Genomic DNA, 16,990 nt, shown 5'->3' with positions numbered 1-16,990 from the left:
GCCCTCCCCCACCTCCCGACCGCGACATGCTGACTTGTAAACATGCCTACAAGTCAGCATGTCGCGGTCGGGAGGTGGGGGAGGGCCGGCGGTGCCGACCCGTGAGGGGCCGGCCCCTCACCCTCCCCGGTGTTCCGCGGGGCGGGGTGCGCTTCGCGCACATCGCCTGCGGCGACCGGGAGCCGCTGCGCGGCGCTGCTTCGAGGTTTTTTGTTCCTCTCCGCGGTACAAACCTATTTCGCTCCAGCGGCTACGTGCCACCTATTCCGAACGCGGTCGCTGCGCTCCCTTATTTCGTTCGGAATAGGCGTCACTCCGCCGCCTCCACTCAAACGGTTCTTCCCGCCGGAGAGGCACAAAAAAACGATCAGACAAGACGAAAGCCCCGTAGTTGATCTAGAACCACGGGACCCGTCGCGTCGATCCTCGCACAGGGAGAATCGCCATGACCAGCACGACCACCGCCCGCAAGACCGCCGCCAAGAAGCGCGCACCGCGGACCACGCCGGAGGAGCGCCGCGAGCAGGCCGCCGCGCTGCACGAGAGCATCGCCGAGCAGGTCGAGGCGCTGCGCGACTCCGACCAGTGGCGCCGGTTCCTCTCGTTCGCGTCCTCGTTCCACCGCTACAGCCTGGGCAACCTGCTGCTGATCCTCGCTCAGCGCCCCGACGCCTCCGCCGTCGCCGGGTTCCGCGCGTGGCAGGCCAAGGGCCGCCAGGTACGCAAGGGCGAGAAGGCGATCAAGATTTTCGGCTTCGCTCAGCGGAAGATCGCCGCCGACGAGGAGGCCGAGGAGGGCACCACGACCAGCACCGACGAGACGGGGCAGAAGGTCCAGACGTACTACCCGCTCGTGTCCGTGTTCGCGATCGAGCAGACCGACCTGATGGAGGGCGCCGAGGATCCCCGCGACATCGCGCAGTTGCTCACCGGGGAGCACGATCACGGCGTCATTGCGCCGCTGACGGCCTCTCTCGAGGCCGAGGGGTGGACGGTCGAGCGCCGCCCGCTGCCGCAGGGAACGAACGGCTACGCCGCCCCCGAGGAGCGCACGGTCGTCGTGGATTCCAGCCTGTCGCCGGAGCAGGCCGCAAAGACCCTGATCCACGAGGCCGCGCACGTGCTGATGGGTCACGTCGATGACCTGGAGGAGTACGCGCAGCACCGAGGGCTGATGGAGACGGAAGCCGAGTCCGTCGCGTTCGTCGTCGCCGGGCTCGTCGGATTCGACACCAGCGCCTACAGCGTCGGCTACGTCGCGACGTGGAGCGACTGCAAGGCCGACACGATCCGCGAGACGGCCGCGCGGGTACTCACCACCGCGCACCGCATCGCCGCGATCCTCGACGCCGACGACGACGAGAGCGACGACGAGAGCTGAGAGGCGGCGGGCCGGCCTTCGGGCCGGCCCGTGAGGGGCGACCCCCTCACACTCCCCGACATTCCCCGTTCCGGGGAGCGCGAGCTGCACTCGCGCAGCGGTGACGGAGCACCGCCGGTAGGAGGCCGCTACGCGGCCCGTTTCCCCGTTTTCTTCACCTCTCCGCGGTCTCAACCTATTTCGCTCCACCGGCTACGTGCCACCGCTATCGGACGCGCCCTGCGGGCTTATTTCGCCCGATAGCGGCGTCACTGCGCCGCCTCCACTCAAACGGTTCTTCCCGCCGGAGAGGCAAAGAAAAACGATCAGCCAGAGGGAGACACACCATGACTCAGCAGCGCGGCACCCGTACCGAGGTCATCAAGAGCGAGTACCACGGACCCGGGACGGAGGGCATCAGCCGGACCGCCCGTCAGGTGGTCATCGTCGGCGCCGGTGGCCGCGACCCGGTGACCGAGCAGACCCCTGCCGTGCACCTGGTCACCCGCAGCGGAGCGGTCGCCGGGGTGACGCTGCAGCACTTCGAGCCCGTCGAGCCCGTGGGGGAGGGCCGGATCGGCTACATGGCTTCCGGCGCCTACGTCGTCGTTCCGGTCGACGTCGCGCGAGCGCTCGACCTGTTCCCGGCCGCGTACGCGCTGCACGACCGCAGCGAGACGCCCGCCGACTACCGCGACAACGACTGAACCCCCGAGACGAGAAGGAGACAGAGCATGCTCACCATCACCCACACCCCCGAGGCCGGAACCCTCATCGAGGGCACCAGCCGCGGGGACGGCACCGCCGAGATCCTGAAGGCGTCCGGCTGGCGCTGGGGTCGCTCCATCGGCGCCTGGTACGTCCCGCAGTCCCGGGACCGCCTGCCGAAGTGGTGGACCATCAACCGCGCCGCGACCGCCCTGCGCGACGCCGGACACGAGGTCACCATCGAGGCCGAAGAGACGTTCCGCCCGACTGCCGAGGCGGAGGCGGCGACCATCGAGCGTCAGGCGGCCCGCGTCGACGCGCTCGACGCGAAGGCCGACCGGCGAGCAGCGGATGCCGACACCGCCGACGCGGCCGCGCGCCGCGCGTTCGATCGGCTCCCGGAGGGTGGCGAGCCGATCAAGATCGGCCACCACTCCGAGACGCGGCACCGTAACGCGATCGTGAAGGCCCACAACGCGATGGGTCGCAGCGTCGAGGCCGACCGCGAGGCCACCCGCGCCCGCGCCCGCGCCGACGTCGCCGCCCACACCACCGAATCCCGCTACGCGCCGGGAATGGTTGCCCGCCGGATCGACCGGCTCGATACCGACATTCGCGGCTACACGCGGAAGATCGAGGGCAGCTCGCACAACTTCGGCGGCGGCTACATCGAGACGACCGCCCCCGCCACCGGCGACCGACTCGACCGGCTGCACGCCGAGCGCGCGCAGCTCGAAGATCAGCGCGACTACTGGTCGGAGGTCCGCGAGGCGCAGGCCGCCGCCGGACAGGTCACGATCTACAGCCGCGAGACGATCGCCAAGGGCGACGCGATCAAGCACAAGCACGGGTGGAGCGTCGTGACCCGCGGAAACCCCAAGACCGTGACCGTCGCGCTGGACTGGAACGCCGGGACGCGCCCCTACTCCGTCGCCTACGCCGACGTGCAAGGACACCGCACCGCCGCGGAACTCGGCGCGGCCCGCGAGGCTGTCGCGGAGACGGCCGCGGCGAGCTGAGCGGGCGAGGGCCGGCCTCCGGGCCGGCCCGTGAGGGGCGACCCCCTCACACTCCCCGGCATCCCCGTTCCGGGGGCGCGAGCTCCGCCCGCGCAGCGGTGACGGAGCACCGCCGAGGGGAGGCCGCTACGCGGCCCGATTCCCCGTTTTCTTCACCTCTCCGCGGTTCAAACCTATTTCGCTCCACCGGCTCCGCGCCACCCATTCCGGACGCGGTCGCTGCGCTCCCTTATTTCGCCCGGAATGGGCGTCACTCCGCCGCCTCCACTCAAACGGTTCTTCCCGCCGGAGAGGCAAAGAAAAACGATCAGCCAGAGGGAGCACCCACACCATGCAGACCGCCACCGAATTGCAGACCACGGCTAAGACCTATCTCACGCTCGCGAACACCCGCGCGGTGAGCATCCGCGTCGTGGGCACCGACCCCAGGACGACGCCCTCCGTGCTCGTCACCCGCCGCAAGTCCGGTGTCTGGGAGGCGTGGCACTCCGACGAGCTGCACGGCATCACCAGCGGCTCGTTCCGCCACTGCGTCACCCACGCTCGCCGCGCAGCGATCCGCCGCGTCGCCCCGTTCATGAGCCGCTGAGAGGACCACACCATGACCCCCACCGACACCGGCCGCGCCACGGCCGAACAGCTCGCCCTCATCCTCGACACCCGCCGCGCCGAGTCCGACGACGACGCGACCGCCGCGGACGCCGAGATCCTCGCGCACATCCGCAACACGCTCACCCTGCCCGGAGAAGGGGCCCCCGGCGGATTCCCGGTCACCGACGACGGCACCGCCTACGCCGCCGCGCTGATCGCGTTCCTCACCCCCGCCGAGAAGCAGGACACCGGCGCGGCCCTGGCCGCTTTCCTCACCCCGACCCCGGAGACGCTGGACGAGCGCGCGGCACGCATCGAGTCGAACCGGCGGGTGGATGAGGGGTGGCAGGCGCTCTCCCCGGCGGAGCAGGCCGCGCAGATCGCGGCCGTCGAGCGGACGGAGAACCCCGGCGGGCCGTGCGACTGCGCCAACTGCTACGAGCCCGCCGACCGGTAGCCGCGCGGTGCGGGCCGGCCTTCCGGGCCGGCCCGTGAGGGGCGACCCCCTCACACTCCCCGGCATCCCCGTTCCGGGGGCGCGAGCTCCGCCCGCGCAGCGGTGACGGAGCACCGCCGAAGGGAAGCCGCTACGCGGCCCGTTTCCCCGTTTTCTTCACCTCTCCGCGGTTTCAATCTATCTCGCTCCGTCTGCTACGTGCCGAGCATTTCGGACGCGGGCGCAAGCGCCCTTATTTCGCCCGAAATGCTCGGCACTCCGCCGACTCCACTCAATTGATTTCATCCCGCCGGAGAGGCAAAGAAAAACGATCAGGAAGACGACAAAAGCCCCGTAGTTGATCTAGAACCACGGGACCCGTCGCCTCAATGATCGCACATTGATTGAGGAGAAACCATCGTGAACACCACCGCAACCGGGACCATCGAGCACATCGACCCGACCGCCCTCGTGATCGAGCAGAACGTCCGCACCAGCGCCCCGCTGACCAAGGAGTTCATCGACTCCATCCGTCAGAGCGGGATCCTGTCGCCTGTGCTCGGACGCCGCGACGAGCACGGCAACGTCATCGTCCGCGCGGGGCAGCGCCGGACCCTCGCGAGCCGTGAAATCGGCCTCGCGACGATCCCTGTCTACGTCGTGGAGGGCGACGACAAGACCGCCGAGCGGATCGTGCAGCAGATCATCGAGAACGACCAGCGCGCCGAACTCACCACCGCCGACCGCACCGCCGCGTGGGCGCAGCTGTCGTTCGAGGGCCTGTCGGCCGCGAGCATCGCCAAGCGCACCGGCACCAAGGCCGCGACCGTGAAAGCGGGACTGGCGGTCGAGGAGTCCGCAGTCGCGCGGACCGCGCTGCACGAGCACGAGCTGACCCTGGACCAGGCCGCGATCATCCTCGAATTTGAGGACGACGAGGAAGCCCGCGCCGACCTCATCACCGTCGCCACCACCAACCCGAGCCAGTTCACCCACACCGCAGAGCGCCACCGCAAGGCGCGCGCCCGCCACATCGCCGTCCTCGTGGAGGAGGCGAACCAGGAGGCCGCAGGCTTCACCCTCCTCACCCGCGATCAGGTCGACGGCGAGGGCAGCGCGTGGGTCGTCATCGACCCGCTGCGCACGGAGGACGGCAAGCGCGTCACCGTCGAGCACATCGCGACCATCGAGCCGCGGGGCGTCCTCGTGAGCACCATCTACGACGGCAACACCCACGTCTCCTACGCGATCCAGGACCCCGCCGCCCACGGATTCAGCTACGCCTACAACGCGCCCGCCGCACCCGAGACGGAGGAAGAGAAGGCCGCGAAGTCCGCCGAGCGCCGCATCCTCCTCGCGAACAACCGCGCCTGGATCGCCGCCGAGACGGTGCGCCGCGACTGGATCGCGACGCTCCTGTCCCGGAAGACCCTCCCGAAGGACGCCGAGCGCGTCATCGCCCTGGGACTGACCGCGCACCGCTCGTCGGTGTCGGGCGGGATGGGCAACGGCAACGCGCTCGCTCACACCCTCCTCGGCGTCACCCAGCCCTCCGGCTACCACGCCGACGCGCTGGCCCCGCTGGTCGAGGCGAACCCCGCGAAGGCCCGCCTGGTCGCGCTGGCCGTCGTCCTCGCAGGGCAGGAGGCGAACACGAGCAAAGAGTCCTGGCGCCGCGGCGACGCCCGCGCCGCCGCTCACTTCCGCCAGCTCGCGGCCTGGGGTTACGCGCTCTCCCCGGTCGAGCAGGTCGTCACCGGCGACACCACCGCCGCCGACGCCGCGGCCCTGAACTAGCCCGCTCCGCGGGGACCGGCAGCCGCCGGTCCCCGCCCTCCTCCCTCGACTCTGCAGAAAGGCCCACCATGACTACCACCACGACCCCCGCCCCCGACGTCGATGAGTGGGGACACACCCCCGCGCTGCGCGCCGCGCAAGTGTTCGTCAACGTCGCCGCCGAGTCTGGCGACACCCGCGCCCTTCACGTCGCCGTGCGCGTCCTGCTCACCGCCGCCGCTCACCACGCCTGGCCCACCGCCACGGCCCTCGTCTTCAAGCGCGAGACGGTCGGCACGTTCGCCGGATTCTGGGCGCTCTGGCGTGTCACCGACTCCGGACACCGCGTGCTGCGGGAGTGGGAGGACGAGCCCGACGAGATGAGCGACGAGAGCGACGAGGAGCGCGTCGCGCTCGACCTCATCACCAACAGCCACGAGACACAGGACTACGCCGACACCTTCGGACCCCTCAGCGAGGGCGTGGCGGTCGGATACCACCTCTACATGCTCTGAGCGTGCGTGCGGGCCGACCCGGAACGGGCCGGCCCGCACGAGGGGGAGAGCCCCCTCGACCCCCCGTCACGCGCGTGGAACGGCCACCCGCGCTCGAGCGGTGGTCAGCGGCGGGGACGCGCCTTGTGCGTCTTCCCCGCCCGGATGTTCCGGTTCTCGATCACACCGACGACGGCCAGCCCGATCGCGACTGCGACGAGGAGCACCCAGCCGAGGACGTTGAACCACTGGCCGGCGAACGCCGCGAACGTCTGCTCGCCCGCGATGCTGGCGAACATCAGCGACAGGCCGAACCAGACCATGCCGTTGCTGACCAGCGCGGCACGAGCCAGGGGAGTGCGGGGATTCGCCATGCCCTCACCCTCGCAGTTGAGGCTGGGACTGACCCCGATGGAGTGCCGCCGAGCAGCGGGACCAGGGCGACTTGCTTACTTGATGACAAGTAGACAAGTCAGTTCGCCGGCTGCCCGTCGCCGTCCCGGCGCCGTCGAGCTCGACGCAGCTTCGGGAAGCCGTTCAGCGCCTCGAACGTGATGATCGAGCGGGTCAGAGTCTCTGTCCCCAGCCGCTCATAGGCCCGTCGAGTGATCGGCCGGTTTCGGCAGAAGGTGTCGTGAAACCACGCCCGCGGGAGGTACCCCTCCGAGTAGAGGTCGTGGAAGTAGGTCGCGATCGCTTCTTTCAGCAGCAGGTCCGACCACAGCTCCGCCGTAGCCGGCGGCAGGCGGAAGAACCTCACAGCGGCGATCACACGCCGCGCCACCGCCGACACGCTCGCCACCGTCAACGCGAGGAAGAAGAGTCCGAGGAACCAGTGCTGCCCGTCGTTGCCGTTCGCGAAGATGGCCCAGGTCAGCAGGCCAGGGAACGCGACACCGACCAGCGCGTAAGGAATCGCGGTAAGTAGCGATCGGCGCTCCGCTGTGCGCAGCGCCGTCGCCGCGTGGCCGGCCTCGCCCAACTCGCCTCCGAGCGTCGGGCAGCGCGTCGTCACCGTGAACGAATCCGGGACGGGCGTCCCGTGCAAGTGCTTCGCGTTCAGAGCGCGATGCAAGGCGACGTCGCGCAGCTCGTTGTCATCGGCGCCGGTGAGATACCCCTCTGGCACCGCGTACTGATGCGCGGCGAACGCCAGCAGCTCGTGCGACGGCTCGACGCGCTCGTCGCCGTCCCCGAAGATCGAGGCGGCGGGAGAGTAGTGGATCATCTTCCCGCCGCGCGAGAACACCGACCGAGCGACCGCCGAGCGCACGCGCTGGCGATCGCTGCCGTCCGCGTTCGCTGTGATCAGGCCGCCCAGGCGTCCCCACGGTCCGCGATACAGGGCCGACATCTCCCGCACGACACTCACCGGCACTCCTCCCGTCCGACGCTCATCCGAGCGTCAACGGTAACGCCGCCCTAGTGGGCGTCGTCGTACGCCTTCTGGACCTCAGCAGAGATGCGGCCACGCTCGGAGACGTTGCGGCCGTTCTTCGCCGCCCACTCCCGGATCGCCTTCAACCGCTCCGGGTCACTCTTCCCGCGCGAAGGAGCCGAGGAGCCGGCGTTGCCGTCACGCCGCACGCGGCGGCCGGCATCGACGTACTTCTCGAACACGCGGCGCAGCTCGGCGGTGTTCTCTGCCGACAGATCGATTTCGTAGTTCGCGCCGTCAATCGAGAACGTGACGGTTCCACCGTCACCCTCGATCGGAGAGCCGTCCAGGTCATCGATAAGAGTGAGCTTCTGCGCCATCAGGGTTTCTCCAAGCAGGTAAAGGTAGTCGCCTCATGTCTAGCAGTCACGCATTCCCTATTGCCGTTGCCCCCACGCGCCGTTCCAGTACTCGGCGTTTTCGCTGAGTGTGCGGAGTACCTCATCGGGCGCTGCCGAAGCTGGCCAGAATTGAAGAAGGTACCGATCGACCACCCCCTCCGCGAACTCGTCAGCATTCCCGGCGTCACGGCCCTGAGCGCTCACCCGCACGCGATAGCTGCCCGCCGGCAGAGCGAGGTCTCCGCCCGACATGCCGCCCCACCCTTCCCACCGGACGGCATCACCGTCCTGGAACGCGGCCGACACCTCGACAACATCGTCCCAATCACTCGGCGCCGGCTCCCGCTCCCACAGCTCGACCCGCACCCCAGAACCACCCGACCGTCGCGCCATCACGACATGCACAACGCCCGGAACGGCCGCAGCGACCCAGCCGTTGACCTGACCGGCGAAGAACCGGTCCGCGTCCCCGTCCCACATGCCTGTCTGCGTCACCGTGAACTGCCCGTAGTCGGTCATCACAACTGCGTCCATCAGCACCAACACCACGGACGCACTCTAACCAGCACCGGTGCAGCGCGGCCCGCGCGATCCTGGCCGACGTCGAACGCCAGCTCGACGCCAACAGCGGCGCCCGCCGCGACCGCTGGCAGCCCGCCAGTGATCGCGCCCGAGGAGCCTACGGAGAAAGGATCGCGGCGCCGGCGGCTGCGCCGCCACCGCATCGGGCGCGCTCGGGGTCAGCGTGATGCGCAGCTCCCGCGCCGACTCATCCGGCGTCGACGTCGACCACTCGGCCGGATCGTGACCGTCCGGGACGACGTAGCCGCCACAGTCGACCACGGCGCCCTCCCGGTCGACCGTGACGCTCTGCACCAGCAGAGTGCCGGAGTCGTCGTACGGACTTCGCCCTTCGAGGACGTGGGTCGCGTCGATCCGGAGGCTCTTCGACCAGGAGAGCCGGCCGACGACGCCGGCCGGTGACGACGCCCACCATTGAGTGCCGTTCCACTCCACCCGCAGCTCGTCTCCGACCCGCACCGCCCCCACATGCTCAGTGACCGTCGAGTGGTACAGGCTCGACAGCATCGGGGTCCCGCGGTCCGCAAGAGTCTGGGAGCGCGCCCCTGCGATCCCGAACCGGCGATCACCGTTCTTGTGCATGGACCCGAGCTGCGGGTGACCGTTAGCCGCGGCCGGCGCATCCGTCGACGGGTCGCGAGCCATCCGCCTAGCCTCCCGCTACGGGAGGGAGCGGATCGAGCAGATGCGGTCCGTTGTTACGGACGCTGTTCACGTCGCGGGACACCTCGTAATGCTCGAGGTCGTGCGCGACCGCGTACGACTCCCGGTCGAGCAGCTGCATCAGAGCGTCGACGTCGAGGTACCCGCCGAGCCAGTCGTCGTACCCGTCCGGCGTGATGCACGCCGGCATCCGGTCGTGGACCTCACCCGGCACCACATGCGAGTCGCGGGTGATGATCGCCGTCGACAGCCGCCACTTCTCCGGATCGTCCTCCGCCTTCGACGGATCCGGCCACGCCGACACGATGCCCGCCATAGCGAGGGCCGCGTCGGGCTCGTAGATGAAGTGCGGCTGCTTCCCCGTCTCCGTGACCGTCCACTCGTAGTAGCCGGCCGCCGGGATCAGCACCCGCGACGTCGCGAACGCCTTCCGGAACATGGGCGAGCTCGCGACAGTCTCGATCCGCGCGTTGATCGGCTGCGGCCGCTGCTTCTTGAAGTCCTTCGCCCACACCGGCACGAACCCCCAGTGCACGGTCGGCGCCGACCGCTCCCCGTCGCGCTCACGCACGACGGTCACTGGCGACGTCGGCGCCACGTTGAAGTTCGGCCGCATTCCGGCGAAGCCGCCCGTGAAGAGGTCCGGGAGCAAGCCCTCGGTGTTGTCCTTAACGACGAAACGACCGCACATGCGCCTAGCTTACGGACGGCGCCGCCCGTACTGGGGTCGACGGTGCGAGGCCAGTCAGCGCATCGAGGCACGCGGAGTAAGGAACACCTGGCCCTCACTGTTGACCTTGATGCTCATCGGACTCCGCACACTGAAACCACGACTGGTGGGTCACCCGAAGCTTTGTCGACAGTGTTCTGTGTGAATCGTAGCGATTGCCCAGGTGCGTAGACCGTTACGCCCGCATCACTTCGAGTCTGAGGGTTTTTTACTTTCTCCAAGTCTGGTCACCAAGGGGGGATTTGGCACACAGTTCCCAGAGATTGTTCTGTAAAAGCCAGGCGGGCAAGGCTCGGTGGACTTTGGCATCATTCCTCAACAATCATAACTTTTAGCGGACTAGGTTCGGTTAACGCATCGTTGATATTAAACAAGATTGCTATTCCGAAGGCCAAAACCAAGACAATAAAGCCAACGATCGTTAGCCAGGAGCGTTCTGAAACAACTTTCGCACTAGCTTCGTTTGCCTCAATTTCCTTACGCAGAATAGTTTCCAATAGATCAACAGGAGTGTAAGAGGTAGCATTGTCTAGGTAATTTTGAGTGGGGACGGCGTGGCCTTTGTCCGGTACTAAGGCCCAAATCCCTAGGGCAACCGCAACTCCAAAACCGAGCAATGGAATCCACATAAGATCTGTTGATAGGGTGCTTGCAGTTCCAACTAAACCGGCAGCGCCGACTAAAACTCCCGCGCGCGTCTGAGTTGCCGAAGATCGGGCGGAGGTCAAATCTCGCTCGCGTCGCGTCGCGTCGATCAGCATGCCCAATTGTTTTTCTAGCGCATCGGAATTGCTGCTGTGCCAAGTCAAGCCAGGACCTCCATTAACTTCGTGATTGGTGCCATCAAGCCGTTCTGCTGTCCTGCTGTGATCCCAATGACGCTGTACGCGCCTTCACGGCTCATTAGCTGAAGCTTGGCCGACGTCCAGAAACGTCGTATTCGTAAAGGGCTTTGTTGCTGTTGCGCTTTCGAATCGTCTGCACTGTTACATCGACATAACCTAGCGCAGAGAGCATGTCCGCGTACCATTTCTGCACAGGTACCTCGTGACCGGAAAAAGTGCTGTTTCCTACGATATAGGAGACGCTTCCACCAGGCTTGACGTGGCCGGCGGCGGCTTGGAAGTGAAGCCACATGTCGTAGTGGTACTTATGGACATACGCCGCGAGGACGGGTCCGCTTTTGCCACCATCGCGGGAGATGTTCTCGCAAACCGCGAGAAGCTGCGAGTCGATCGGCGTCGGATGCTCAGCAGCCCAGGAAGCGAGCTTGCTCGTCGCCGTTCCCCAGGTGCCACCGATGGCGCGCCAGTCCAAGTCACCCGCGTCACTGGGTGCGTCGAGATAGCGCGTCCAATACATATAAGGTCTGAGCTCTCGAATATACGACATGCGATTGCAATACGGTGGTGACGTGAGCACAAGGTCGGCTGGTTCAAGGTCGGCTAGGCCTGTGCGGGAATCTCCAAGTCGCACTGCGGCACTTCCGGCAAGGGTGGAAGAGGCCGATGAAGCTAGGTCAGCGGCACCGGCGAGGAAAAGCGCAATTGTTGCATCGTCATCAGTTGCCTTGAAGCGGGTCCCAGGCGCTATATCCTTGAAGCTCATGCTTTGATGATTGAATGCGGCTGAGCTGCTTGCGATGAGTGTGCGGCACAGCAATATCTCTAGTAGGTCGCGAATGTCGCCATTGTAGGTGTCGATGCTCGCCCGAAGCGTGCGCAGACCGTGGAGGGATCCAGGGCTCCACCAGCGCTCGATTCGAAAGATATCAGGCTGCCAAAGGCGGTCTCGTGCAGGAAAAGACTGAGCGGTATCAACTACGTCTGAAACTGCCCCAAGAAGAGTCGCCTCAATATCCTCTTGATAGTCGCGAGTTTTCGCATTTCCAAGCCATACAAGAAATGGATTCACATCGACTGATTGCCCCAGGTGGCCGTACTCCGCTGCTGCAAGGGGAGTGGTTCCAGTGCCACTAAACGGGTCTGTTACAACGGACCCTGGTTCGAGTAGCTCGAGCCGTTCGCGCACTACCTTGACACCGTAGGCGGGGGTAAGACGCAGCCAACCATGTCGACCCACCCCGGCGTTGGCGCGAAAAGTCATGTACTCGTTACGCGCAACACTATCTCGCGCAACTCGTTCAAGAATAGTCATTTTGCTTCCAAAAGGTGTTTGAGGACCACGTGCGTTTCTGTGCGTAGTACCGAGGCGTTGCGCTCAAAAAATGCCGCGAGGTCATAACCCACAACATTCTTGAAAAAGGCAAAAGTCGATGTCATTGTGTCGGCGGTGCCGGTCGTGCCAGCGAGGACAGCCCATCGACCCAACGTATATCGATTTCGAACAGTCTGATTGATTTGCGTGCTCATGATGGCAAGTACCGGGAGATATCCGTGAGCTACGGCCTGTACGGAGGAAGCCAAATCTCCATTTTGACGCTTACTGTCGGCGCTCTTGTAGCCTTGACGGACTTCTAATACGGCACCACGGAGAGGTACCGAAATCTTGAGGGCCTTTTGCTGTTCAGTAATCCAATTTCTAAGACGCTCGGCTGCCGCTGTGTCCTTCACGGCGTCAATTTCGATACGGCCATCCAATGTGATCAGTCGTACTGCACCCCCGTATGGAAACTCGTAGCTCCATCGAACTTGTTCCTCGGACAGGGCGAGCTGGTCGCGGAGTACGTGGCGGACCAATCGCTCGCTTCCAATGCCGAGTTGCCGGTAGAGCGAGGTCATCCCGCCAGCGGCCTTGTGTGCGGCGAACATGAGTGGCGAGTCAAAACCCATCCAGTGGTACAGCGGGTCGGACCCGTAGAGGCTCGTGAATCCGTCAAGGTCAACCTCAACCCCTCCACCCATCTTGGGGAGGTAGCCGGAACTGGTGCGCAAGGGAGACATGAGCACCTCTCGGTATTCGGCGTCATGGTCTGTCAGCGAGGGCACGTTGATCACTCTAGGTGGGCTCGCTCTCACCCTCTGCAGCCTTCGGGTGCTGAATGTAGGACGTGATCGCGTCGCGTCCGCTTGGGAATCTTCTGCCGGCCGTCCTGCGCGCAGACTGAGCCCATGACGTCGACAGAGGTGTTGAGCGCGCGAGCGCGCGACGACGCGCAGGTAGAGGCGCTGTTCAGCTCGGGGTGGCTGGCGTTCATCTCTGCCGACCGCCTCGCGGAGGAGCACCTGCCGCAGGTGCGCGAACAGTTCACCCGGTTCGAGCTCGTGGTCCTCGATGAAGACGTGCCGGTCGCTGCGGGCTGGGCGGTGCCGATCCGGTGGGACGTCACCCGGGAGGGTCTGCCTGCCGGGTACGGCGACTCCCTCCGCCGGTCACTCGAGGAGGAGGGCGAGGCGACGACCCTCGTCGTCTGCGCCGCGCAGGTGCACCCGGACCGCACCGGCGCCGGCCTCGCCGGGACGCTGCTCGGCGCGTTCCGCGACCTCAGCATCACCGTCGGCTACGACCACGTGATCGTGCCGCTGCGCCCGACGATGAAGCCGCGCTACCCGCTGACCCCGATCGACGTCTACGCGGCCTGGACCCGAGAGGACGGGCTGCCGCTGGACCCGTGGCTGCGCACACACGTGCGAATGGGAGCGACCATCCTCGACGTCGCCCCGCGATCGCAGGTGATGACCGGCACGGTCGCCCAGTGGGAGGAGTGGACCGGAATCGCCCTGCCGGCGTCAGGGGAGTACGTCATCCCCGGCGGCCTCTCGACGCTGCGCGTCGACCGCGACGCGGACGAGGGGATCTATGTGGAGCCGAACATCTGGGTGCAGCACCGCTGAGCCTGCGGGTGCTGCTCACGGCGAAGTCCCCACTTCTCGACCGCACCGCCACAGTAGAGCCACCAGCGTGCTGCCCGAACGTCATCCGAGCCGAACGCTGCTGCGCAGCTCACCTCCGCTCCACGTCTCAAGAACCCATCGATCGGGACCGGGCGACGCGCCCACTGCTTCCCCGGCCGCTTCCCGGGCCCGCTCGGCGCAGCCGTAGATCCCGATGACATCCGGCGTCTCGGCCCAAAAGGCGCTTCGCAGAAGTAGGTAGTGCTCCCCGTCGATGCTGATGCTCACACCACGGATCCTCGCTGGCCGCAGAGCCCCGCGATGGGTCCGGCACAAAGTGCCACTTCGATGGCGCGCGTCCCGTAAGGGGATCGATCTGCGGGACGCTTTCAGCGGACCGCTCGGAGGGGCTTGGCGTCGTCATCGCGTGCTGGTGATGTCGCCAGGGTCGACCGCAGGTCTTCTCGTGCTCGTTGGTAGCGGGTACGTGCGGTGGACGCGGGGACGCCGAGGAGGTGTCCTGCTTCGGTGATGGAGAAGCCGTCCCAGTGGATGAGGTGGACGAGTTCGGCCTGTTCTGGCGCGAGCCTGTCGATCGCGTCGCGCACGTCGACTCCTTCGTCGGCTGGGCGTCCCTCCGTGGGAGCGGTCGCGAGGACGCCGCGGAGCCGGCCGGAGAGGTCAGCTCGTCTGCTCTCGGTGCGAGTGCTGTTCGAGAGGACGTTCCGGGCGATGCCGAACAGCCACATCCTCGACTCCTCCGCGGTGCGGGGGAGGGCGCTGACACGGCGCATGCGGTGAGCATGACGTCCGCGAGCGCGTCGGCGGCGTCCTCGAGAGGGAGGCGGCGTTGTAGGTACTTGAGCAGGTCGGGCGAGGCGACGCGCAGGGCCTCGGTGAGTTGCTCCGCCTCATCGATCTTCCTGCGGGTCACCAGGTCGCTCCGGGGCAGTGGGCTTCGCCGGCGATGCTGATGTTCGCGGCGTCGACGTCGACGTTCTGCGCAGTGAGTTCGGCGTCGAGGGCGTTGCTGATGATGCGTCCAACCGCGGTCGAGTACTCCCGGTCGGCGTTGTAGAACTCGGTGCCGTAGCCGGCCGACGTGCGGGATCCGTCAGCGTTGATGAAGGATTGGTCCTCGGTGCGCAGTTGCGCGACGGTCTCCTCGAGCGCACCGTCGCTGAGGAGAGCGTCGATGTCGGTCGTCTGGTAGAAGTTCTCGACTACGGCGACGGCCGCCGGATCGGTCCCTTGAACGTCTCCCATGCGCTCCTCGCATTGGACACCGCTGGGCAGCGAATAGGTGATCGAGGCGTCCGGCGTCTCCGCCCACGGCGACCACGCGCCCGTCGCCGCGGCGGCCGCTGTCGCCATGCCACCGAGTAGTACCAGCGAAGCGACTCCGGCGACCGCAGGACGGGCCCAGCGGTGGCGGCTGACGCGGGCCTCTGCCGCCGCGAGCTGTTGCAGCTCGGCCAGCTCGGCGGCGACGTCGTCCGTCACTGTCGATGTGCGGGGGCTGGACTCATTCAGCAGGACGTCCAGGGGGTCTCGGTCAGGGGCGGCAGTCATGACGGGCTCCTTCGAAAGCGGGTTCATCCTGTACATGTCCACCCGACCCGCAAACGTCTGCCGCAGCACGAAATCGGCTCGCCGCCCTCGTCAGGGCGCCGGCGACCACGCCGGACGTCAGGTCGCGAGGGACGCGGCGAGCTCGGCGGGCGCTCCGGCGGAGCGGGGCTGCCACGACTCGAAGACGCCGTAGGCGATGATCCGCTCCGCGGTCGACAGCAGCGGATTGCAGCTCGTCATCGTGATGAGGCGGTCGGTCGGAGCGACGTCGCTCGTCCAGGGGACCGGATCGATGACCTGCACTTCGGAGGGCTGCACGTATTCGAGGTTCCGGAACCGGTAGGTGTACCAGCCGTCGGCGGTCTCGATGTAGATCGCATCACCCAGTTGCAGCTCATCGATGAGGTGCATTCCTCCGCCGGCGGCGGAGCGGTGCGCGGCGATCGCGAAGTTCCCCACTTCGCCGGGCATCTGCGTTCCCGGGTAGTGGCCGATACTGCCCACGTCGAGCACGTTCTCCGCGTCGACGCCCTCAGCGATCGTGCGCACCCACCCCTCGCCGTACCGGGGGATATAGAGGTTGCCGAACGTGGTGTCTAGAGCTGCGACTGGCGCGATCACTGGGTCGCCGGGGGCGGCCGGCTCAGCACTCGGCTCGGACGGCGCCTCAGCGGACGGGGCGTCATCACCCCAGCTCTGGCGCAGCTCGGCCGCTTGATCTTCCTGCCGGCCCGCGATCACGGCGTCGTTCCACCACAGCTGCCAGGCGAGGAACAGCAGAACGAGGACCCCTGCGGTCATCAGCAGCTCGCCGAGGACGCCGAAGAAGGACAGGCGGCGACGAGCCGAACGGCGTCGGCGCCGCGACACGTCCACGGATGACGAAGCGGTCATGCGCAGGAGTCTAGGTGTGCCGCTCTCACCGGCATCGCTACGGGAGACGTCTCGTGCGGGAATCGTTCGACGGTCCGACGTTTTGGGCCACTGCTCGTTCTCGCGCGCCGTCGCCGTCCCTTCCGCTGCCTGCCCTGACCCACTGGCAAGCGCGTCACCGCAAGCGAATCGCGTCGCAGTGTTCAGCCCGGAGTGCACCGGGCCGAACGATCAGATAGCGACGGACGGTGTAGTAGCTGCTCCATCCGGCGTGTTTGTGCGAATACTCGGGTTCCGGGTGCGTGACGGGTAGACGAGGGCTAGACCGGCAGCTGCAATCCAGCACGCCGTCCAGAGGCCGTGTCCGGGAGTGCCGTCGGCGCTGCCCCATTCGACCCAGAAGAATCCGGGGTCTGCCACAGGGCAGGCGAGAACAACTGCTGCAACCGTCGCTACCCCTGCGGGAACCTAGGGAACGAGGCGTGCGACCACCAGAGCTACAACGACGAGAGCGAGGGCACCCCAGAGATACAGAAGGGGCATGAGGTCGTACGACGACATGGCCTCAGCGCAGGACGGGTTCATTTCATTCCATCTAGCGCCCGTGCATGGC

General features: G+C 66.7%; 21 protein-coding genes. 8 read left to right on the top strand and 13 right to left on the bottom strand.

Annotated features, from left to right (window positions below; genetic code table 11):
- Nucleotides 1–445 precede the first annotated feature (445 nt).
- The 7 genes from C5C59_RS14430 to C5C59_RS14395 all read left to right on the top strand — a co-directional run bounded on the left by C5C59_RS14430 (nucleotide 446) and on the right by C5C59_RS14395 (nucleotide 6,405).
- Complete coding sequence (locus C5C59_RS14430) at nucleotides 446–1,381, top strand: ArdC-like ssDNA-binding domain-containing protein (RefSeq protein WP_104227119.1); 936 nt, start codon at nucleotides 446–448, stop codon at nucleotides 1,379–1,381.
- 326 nt (nucleotides 1,382–1,707) lie between these two features.
- Nucleotides 1,708–2,067, top strand: coding sequence for a hypothetical protein (locus C5C59_RS14425; RefSeq protein ID WP_104227120.1), 360 nt, complete (start codon nucleotides 1,708–1,710; stop codon nucleotides 2,065–2,067).
- A gap of 27 nt (nucleotides 2,068–2,094) precedes the next feature.
- Nucleotides 2,095–3,087, top strand: a complete 993-nt coding sequence (locus C5C59_RS14420; protein WP_104227121.1) for a DUF3560 domain-containing protein — start codon at nucleotides 2,095–2,097, stop codon at nucleotides 3,085–3,087.
- 331 nt (nucleotides 3,088–3,418) lie between these two features.
- Entirely contained in the window at nucleotides 3,419–3,676 is a 258-nt protein-coding gene (locus C5C59_RS14415) for a hypothetical protein (RefSeq protein WP_104227122.1), read from the top strand.
- A 12-nt stretch (nucleotides 3,677–3,688) separates the two neighbouring features.
- A complete protein-coding gene (locus C5C59_RS14410) occupies nucleotides 3,689–4,135 on the top strand; it encodes a hypothetical protein (RefSeq protein ID WP_104227123.1) in 447 nt (148 codons plus the stop codon).
- Between the two features lie 399 nt (nucleotides 4,136–4,534).
- Complete coding sequence (locus C5C59_RS14405; protein ID WP_181072906.1) at nucleotides 4,535–5,911, top strand: ParB/RepB/Spo0J family partition protein; 1,377 nt, start codon at nucleotides 4,535–4,537, stop codon at nucleotides 5,909–5,911.
- Nucleotides 5,912–5,979: 68 nt separating this feature from the next.
- On the top strand, nucleotides 5,980–6,405 hold the full coding sequence (locus C5C59_RS14395; protein WP_146078855.1) for a hypothetical protein: 426 nt from the start codon (nucleotides 5,980–5,982) through the stop codon (nucleotides 6,403–6,405).
- Nucleotides 6,406–6,509: 104 nt separating this feature from the next.
- On the opposite strand, the gene C5C59_RS14390 is transcribed toward C5C59_RS14395, so the two are convergent.
- The 9 genes from C5C59_RS14390 to C5C59_RS17065 all read right to left on the bottom strand — a co-directional run bounded on the left by C5C59_RS14390 (nucleotide 6,510) and on the right by C5C59_RS17065 (nucleotide 13,086).
- On the bottom strand, nucleotides 6,510–6,758 hold the full coding sequence (locus tag C5C59_RS14390; RefSeq protein WP_104227071.1) for a hypothetical protein: 249 nt from the start codon (nucleotides 6,756–6,758) through the stop codon (nucleotides 6,510–6,512).
- A 98-nt stretch (nucleotides 6,759–6,856) separates the two neighbouring features.
- Nucleotides 6,857–7,756: a hypothetical protein gene (locus C5C59_RS17380; RefSeq protein ID WP_104227072.1), complete on the bottom strand. Its 900-nt coding sequence runs from the start codon at nucleotides 7,754–7,756 to the stop codon at nucleotides 6,857–6,859.
- A 50-nt stretch (nucleotides 7,757–7,806) separates the two neighbouring features.
- Nucleotides 7,807–8,142, bottom strand: coding sequence for an Lsr2 family protein (locus tag C5C59_RS14380; protein WP_104227073.1), 336 nt, complete (start codon nucleotides 8,140–8,142; stop codon nucleotides 7,807–7,809).
- A 57-nt stretch (nucleotides 8,143–8,199) separates the two neighbouring features.
- On the bottom strand, nucleotides 8,200–8,712 hold the full coding sequence (locus tag C5C59_RS14375; protein ID WP_104227074.1) for a hypothetical protein: 513 nt from the start codon (nucleotides 8,710–8,712) through the stop codon (nucleotides 8,200–8,202).
- A 9-nt stretch (nucleotides 8,713–8,721) separates the two neighbouring features.
- Nucleotides 8,722–9,390: a hypothetical protein gene (locus C5C59_RS14370; protein WP_104238307.1), complete on the bottom strand. Its 669-nt coding sequence runs from the start codon at nucleotides 9,388–9,390 to the stop codon at nucleotides 8,722–8,724.
- A 4-nt stretch (nucleotides 9,391–9,394) separates the two neighbouring features.
- Nucleotides 9,395–10,099: an SOS response-associated peptidase gene (locus C5C59_RS14365; RefSeq protein WP_104238308.1), complete on the bottom strand. Its 705-nt coding sequence runs from the start codon at nucleotides 10,097–10,099 to the stop codon at nucleotides 9,395–9,397.
- Nucleotides 10,100–10,446: 347 nt separating this feature from the next.
- Nucleotides 10,447–10,947 carry a hypothetical protein gene (locus C5C59_RS17070; RefSeq protein ID WP_146082822.1) on the bottom strand — a complete coding sequence of 167 codons (501 nt, stop codon included), beginning with the start codon at nucleotides 10,945–10,947 and terminating at the stop codon, nucleotides 10,447–10,449.
- Between the two features lie 94 nt (nucleotides 10,948–11,041).
- Nucleotides 11,042–12,295 (bottom strand): DNA methyltransferase, encoded by a 1,254-nt coding sequence (locus C5C59_RS14360; protein ID WP_104227077.1) that lies wholly within the window; start codon nucleotides 12,293–12,295, stop codon nucleotides 11,042–11,044.
- Complete coding sequence (locus C5C59_RS17065; RefSeq protein ID WP_146078852.1) at nucleotides 12,292–13,086, bottom strand: hypothetical protein; 795 nt, start codon at nucleotides 13,084–13,086, stop codon at nucleotides 12,292–12,294. The genes C5C59_RS14360 and C5C59_RS17065 overlap by 4 nt, the downstream gene beginning before the upstream one ends.
- A gap of 123 nt (nucleotides 13,087–13,209) precedes the next feature.
- Between C5C59_RS17065 and C5C59_RS14355 the strand changes: the two genes are divergently transcribed.
- Entirely contained in the window at nucleotides 13,210–13,932 is a 723-nt protein-coding gene (locus C5C59_RS14355; protein ID WP_104227078.1) for a hypothetical protein, read from the top strand.
- 81 nt (nucleotides 13,933–14,013) lie between these two features.
- Here C5C59_RS14355 and C5C59_RS14350 read toward each other — a convergent pair whose 3' ends face one another.
- From C5C59_RS14350 to C5C59_RS14335, 4 genes are all read right to left on the bottom strand, one after another.
- Complete coding sequence (locus C5C59_RS14350; RefSeq protein WP_104227079.1) at nucleotides 14,014–14,220, bottom strand: hypothetical protein; 207 nt, start codon at nucleotides 14,218–14,220, stop codon at nucleotides 14,014–14,016.
- 101 nt (nucleotides 14,221–14,321) lie between these two features.
- Nucleotides 14,322–14,726 carry an RNA polymerase sigma factor gene (locus C5C59_RS14345; protein ID WP_258062788.1) on the bottom strand — a complete coding sequence of 135 codons (405 nt, stop codon included), beginning with the start codon at nucleotides 14,724–14,726 and terminating at the stop codon, nucleotides 14,322–14,324.
- 136 nt (nucleotides 14,727–14,862) lie between these two features.
- Nucleotides 14,863–15,504, bottom strand: coding sequence for a hypothetical protein (locus tag C5C59_RS14340; protein WP_146078851.1), 642 nt, complete (start codon nucleotides 15,502–15,504; stop codon nucleotides 14,863–14,865).
- A gap of 117 nt (nucleotides 15,505–15,621) precedes the next feature.
- Nucleotides 15,622–16,398, bottom strand: coding sequence for a class E sortase (locus C5C59_RS14335; RefSeq protein WP_104238310.1), 777 nt, complete (start codon nucleotides 16,396–16,398; stop codon nucleotides 15,622–15,624).
- Nucleotides 16,399–16,990: the final 592 nt, after the last annotated feature.

Origin of the sequence: Rathayibacter sp. AY1F4, assembly GCF_002931775.1 — a bacterium.
Taxonomy (GTDB): Bacteria; Actinomycetota; Actinomycetes; order Actinomycetales; family Microbacteriaceae; genus Rathayibacter.
Note: the sequence above shows the minus strand (reverse complement) of the source record. Positions and strands in the feature narration are given on the sequence as shown.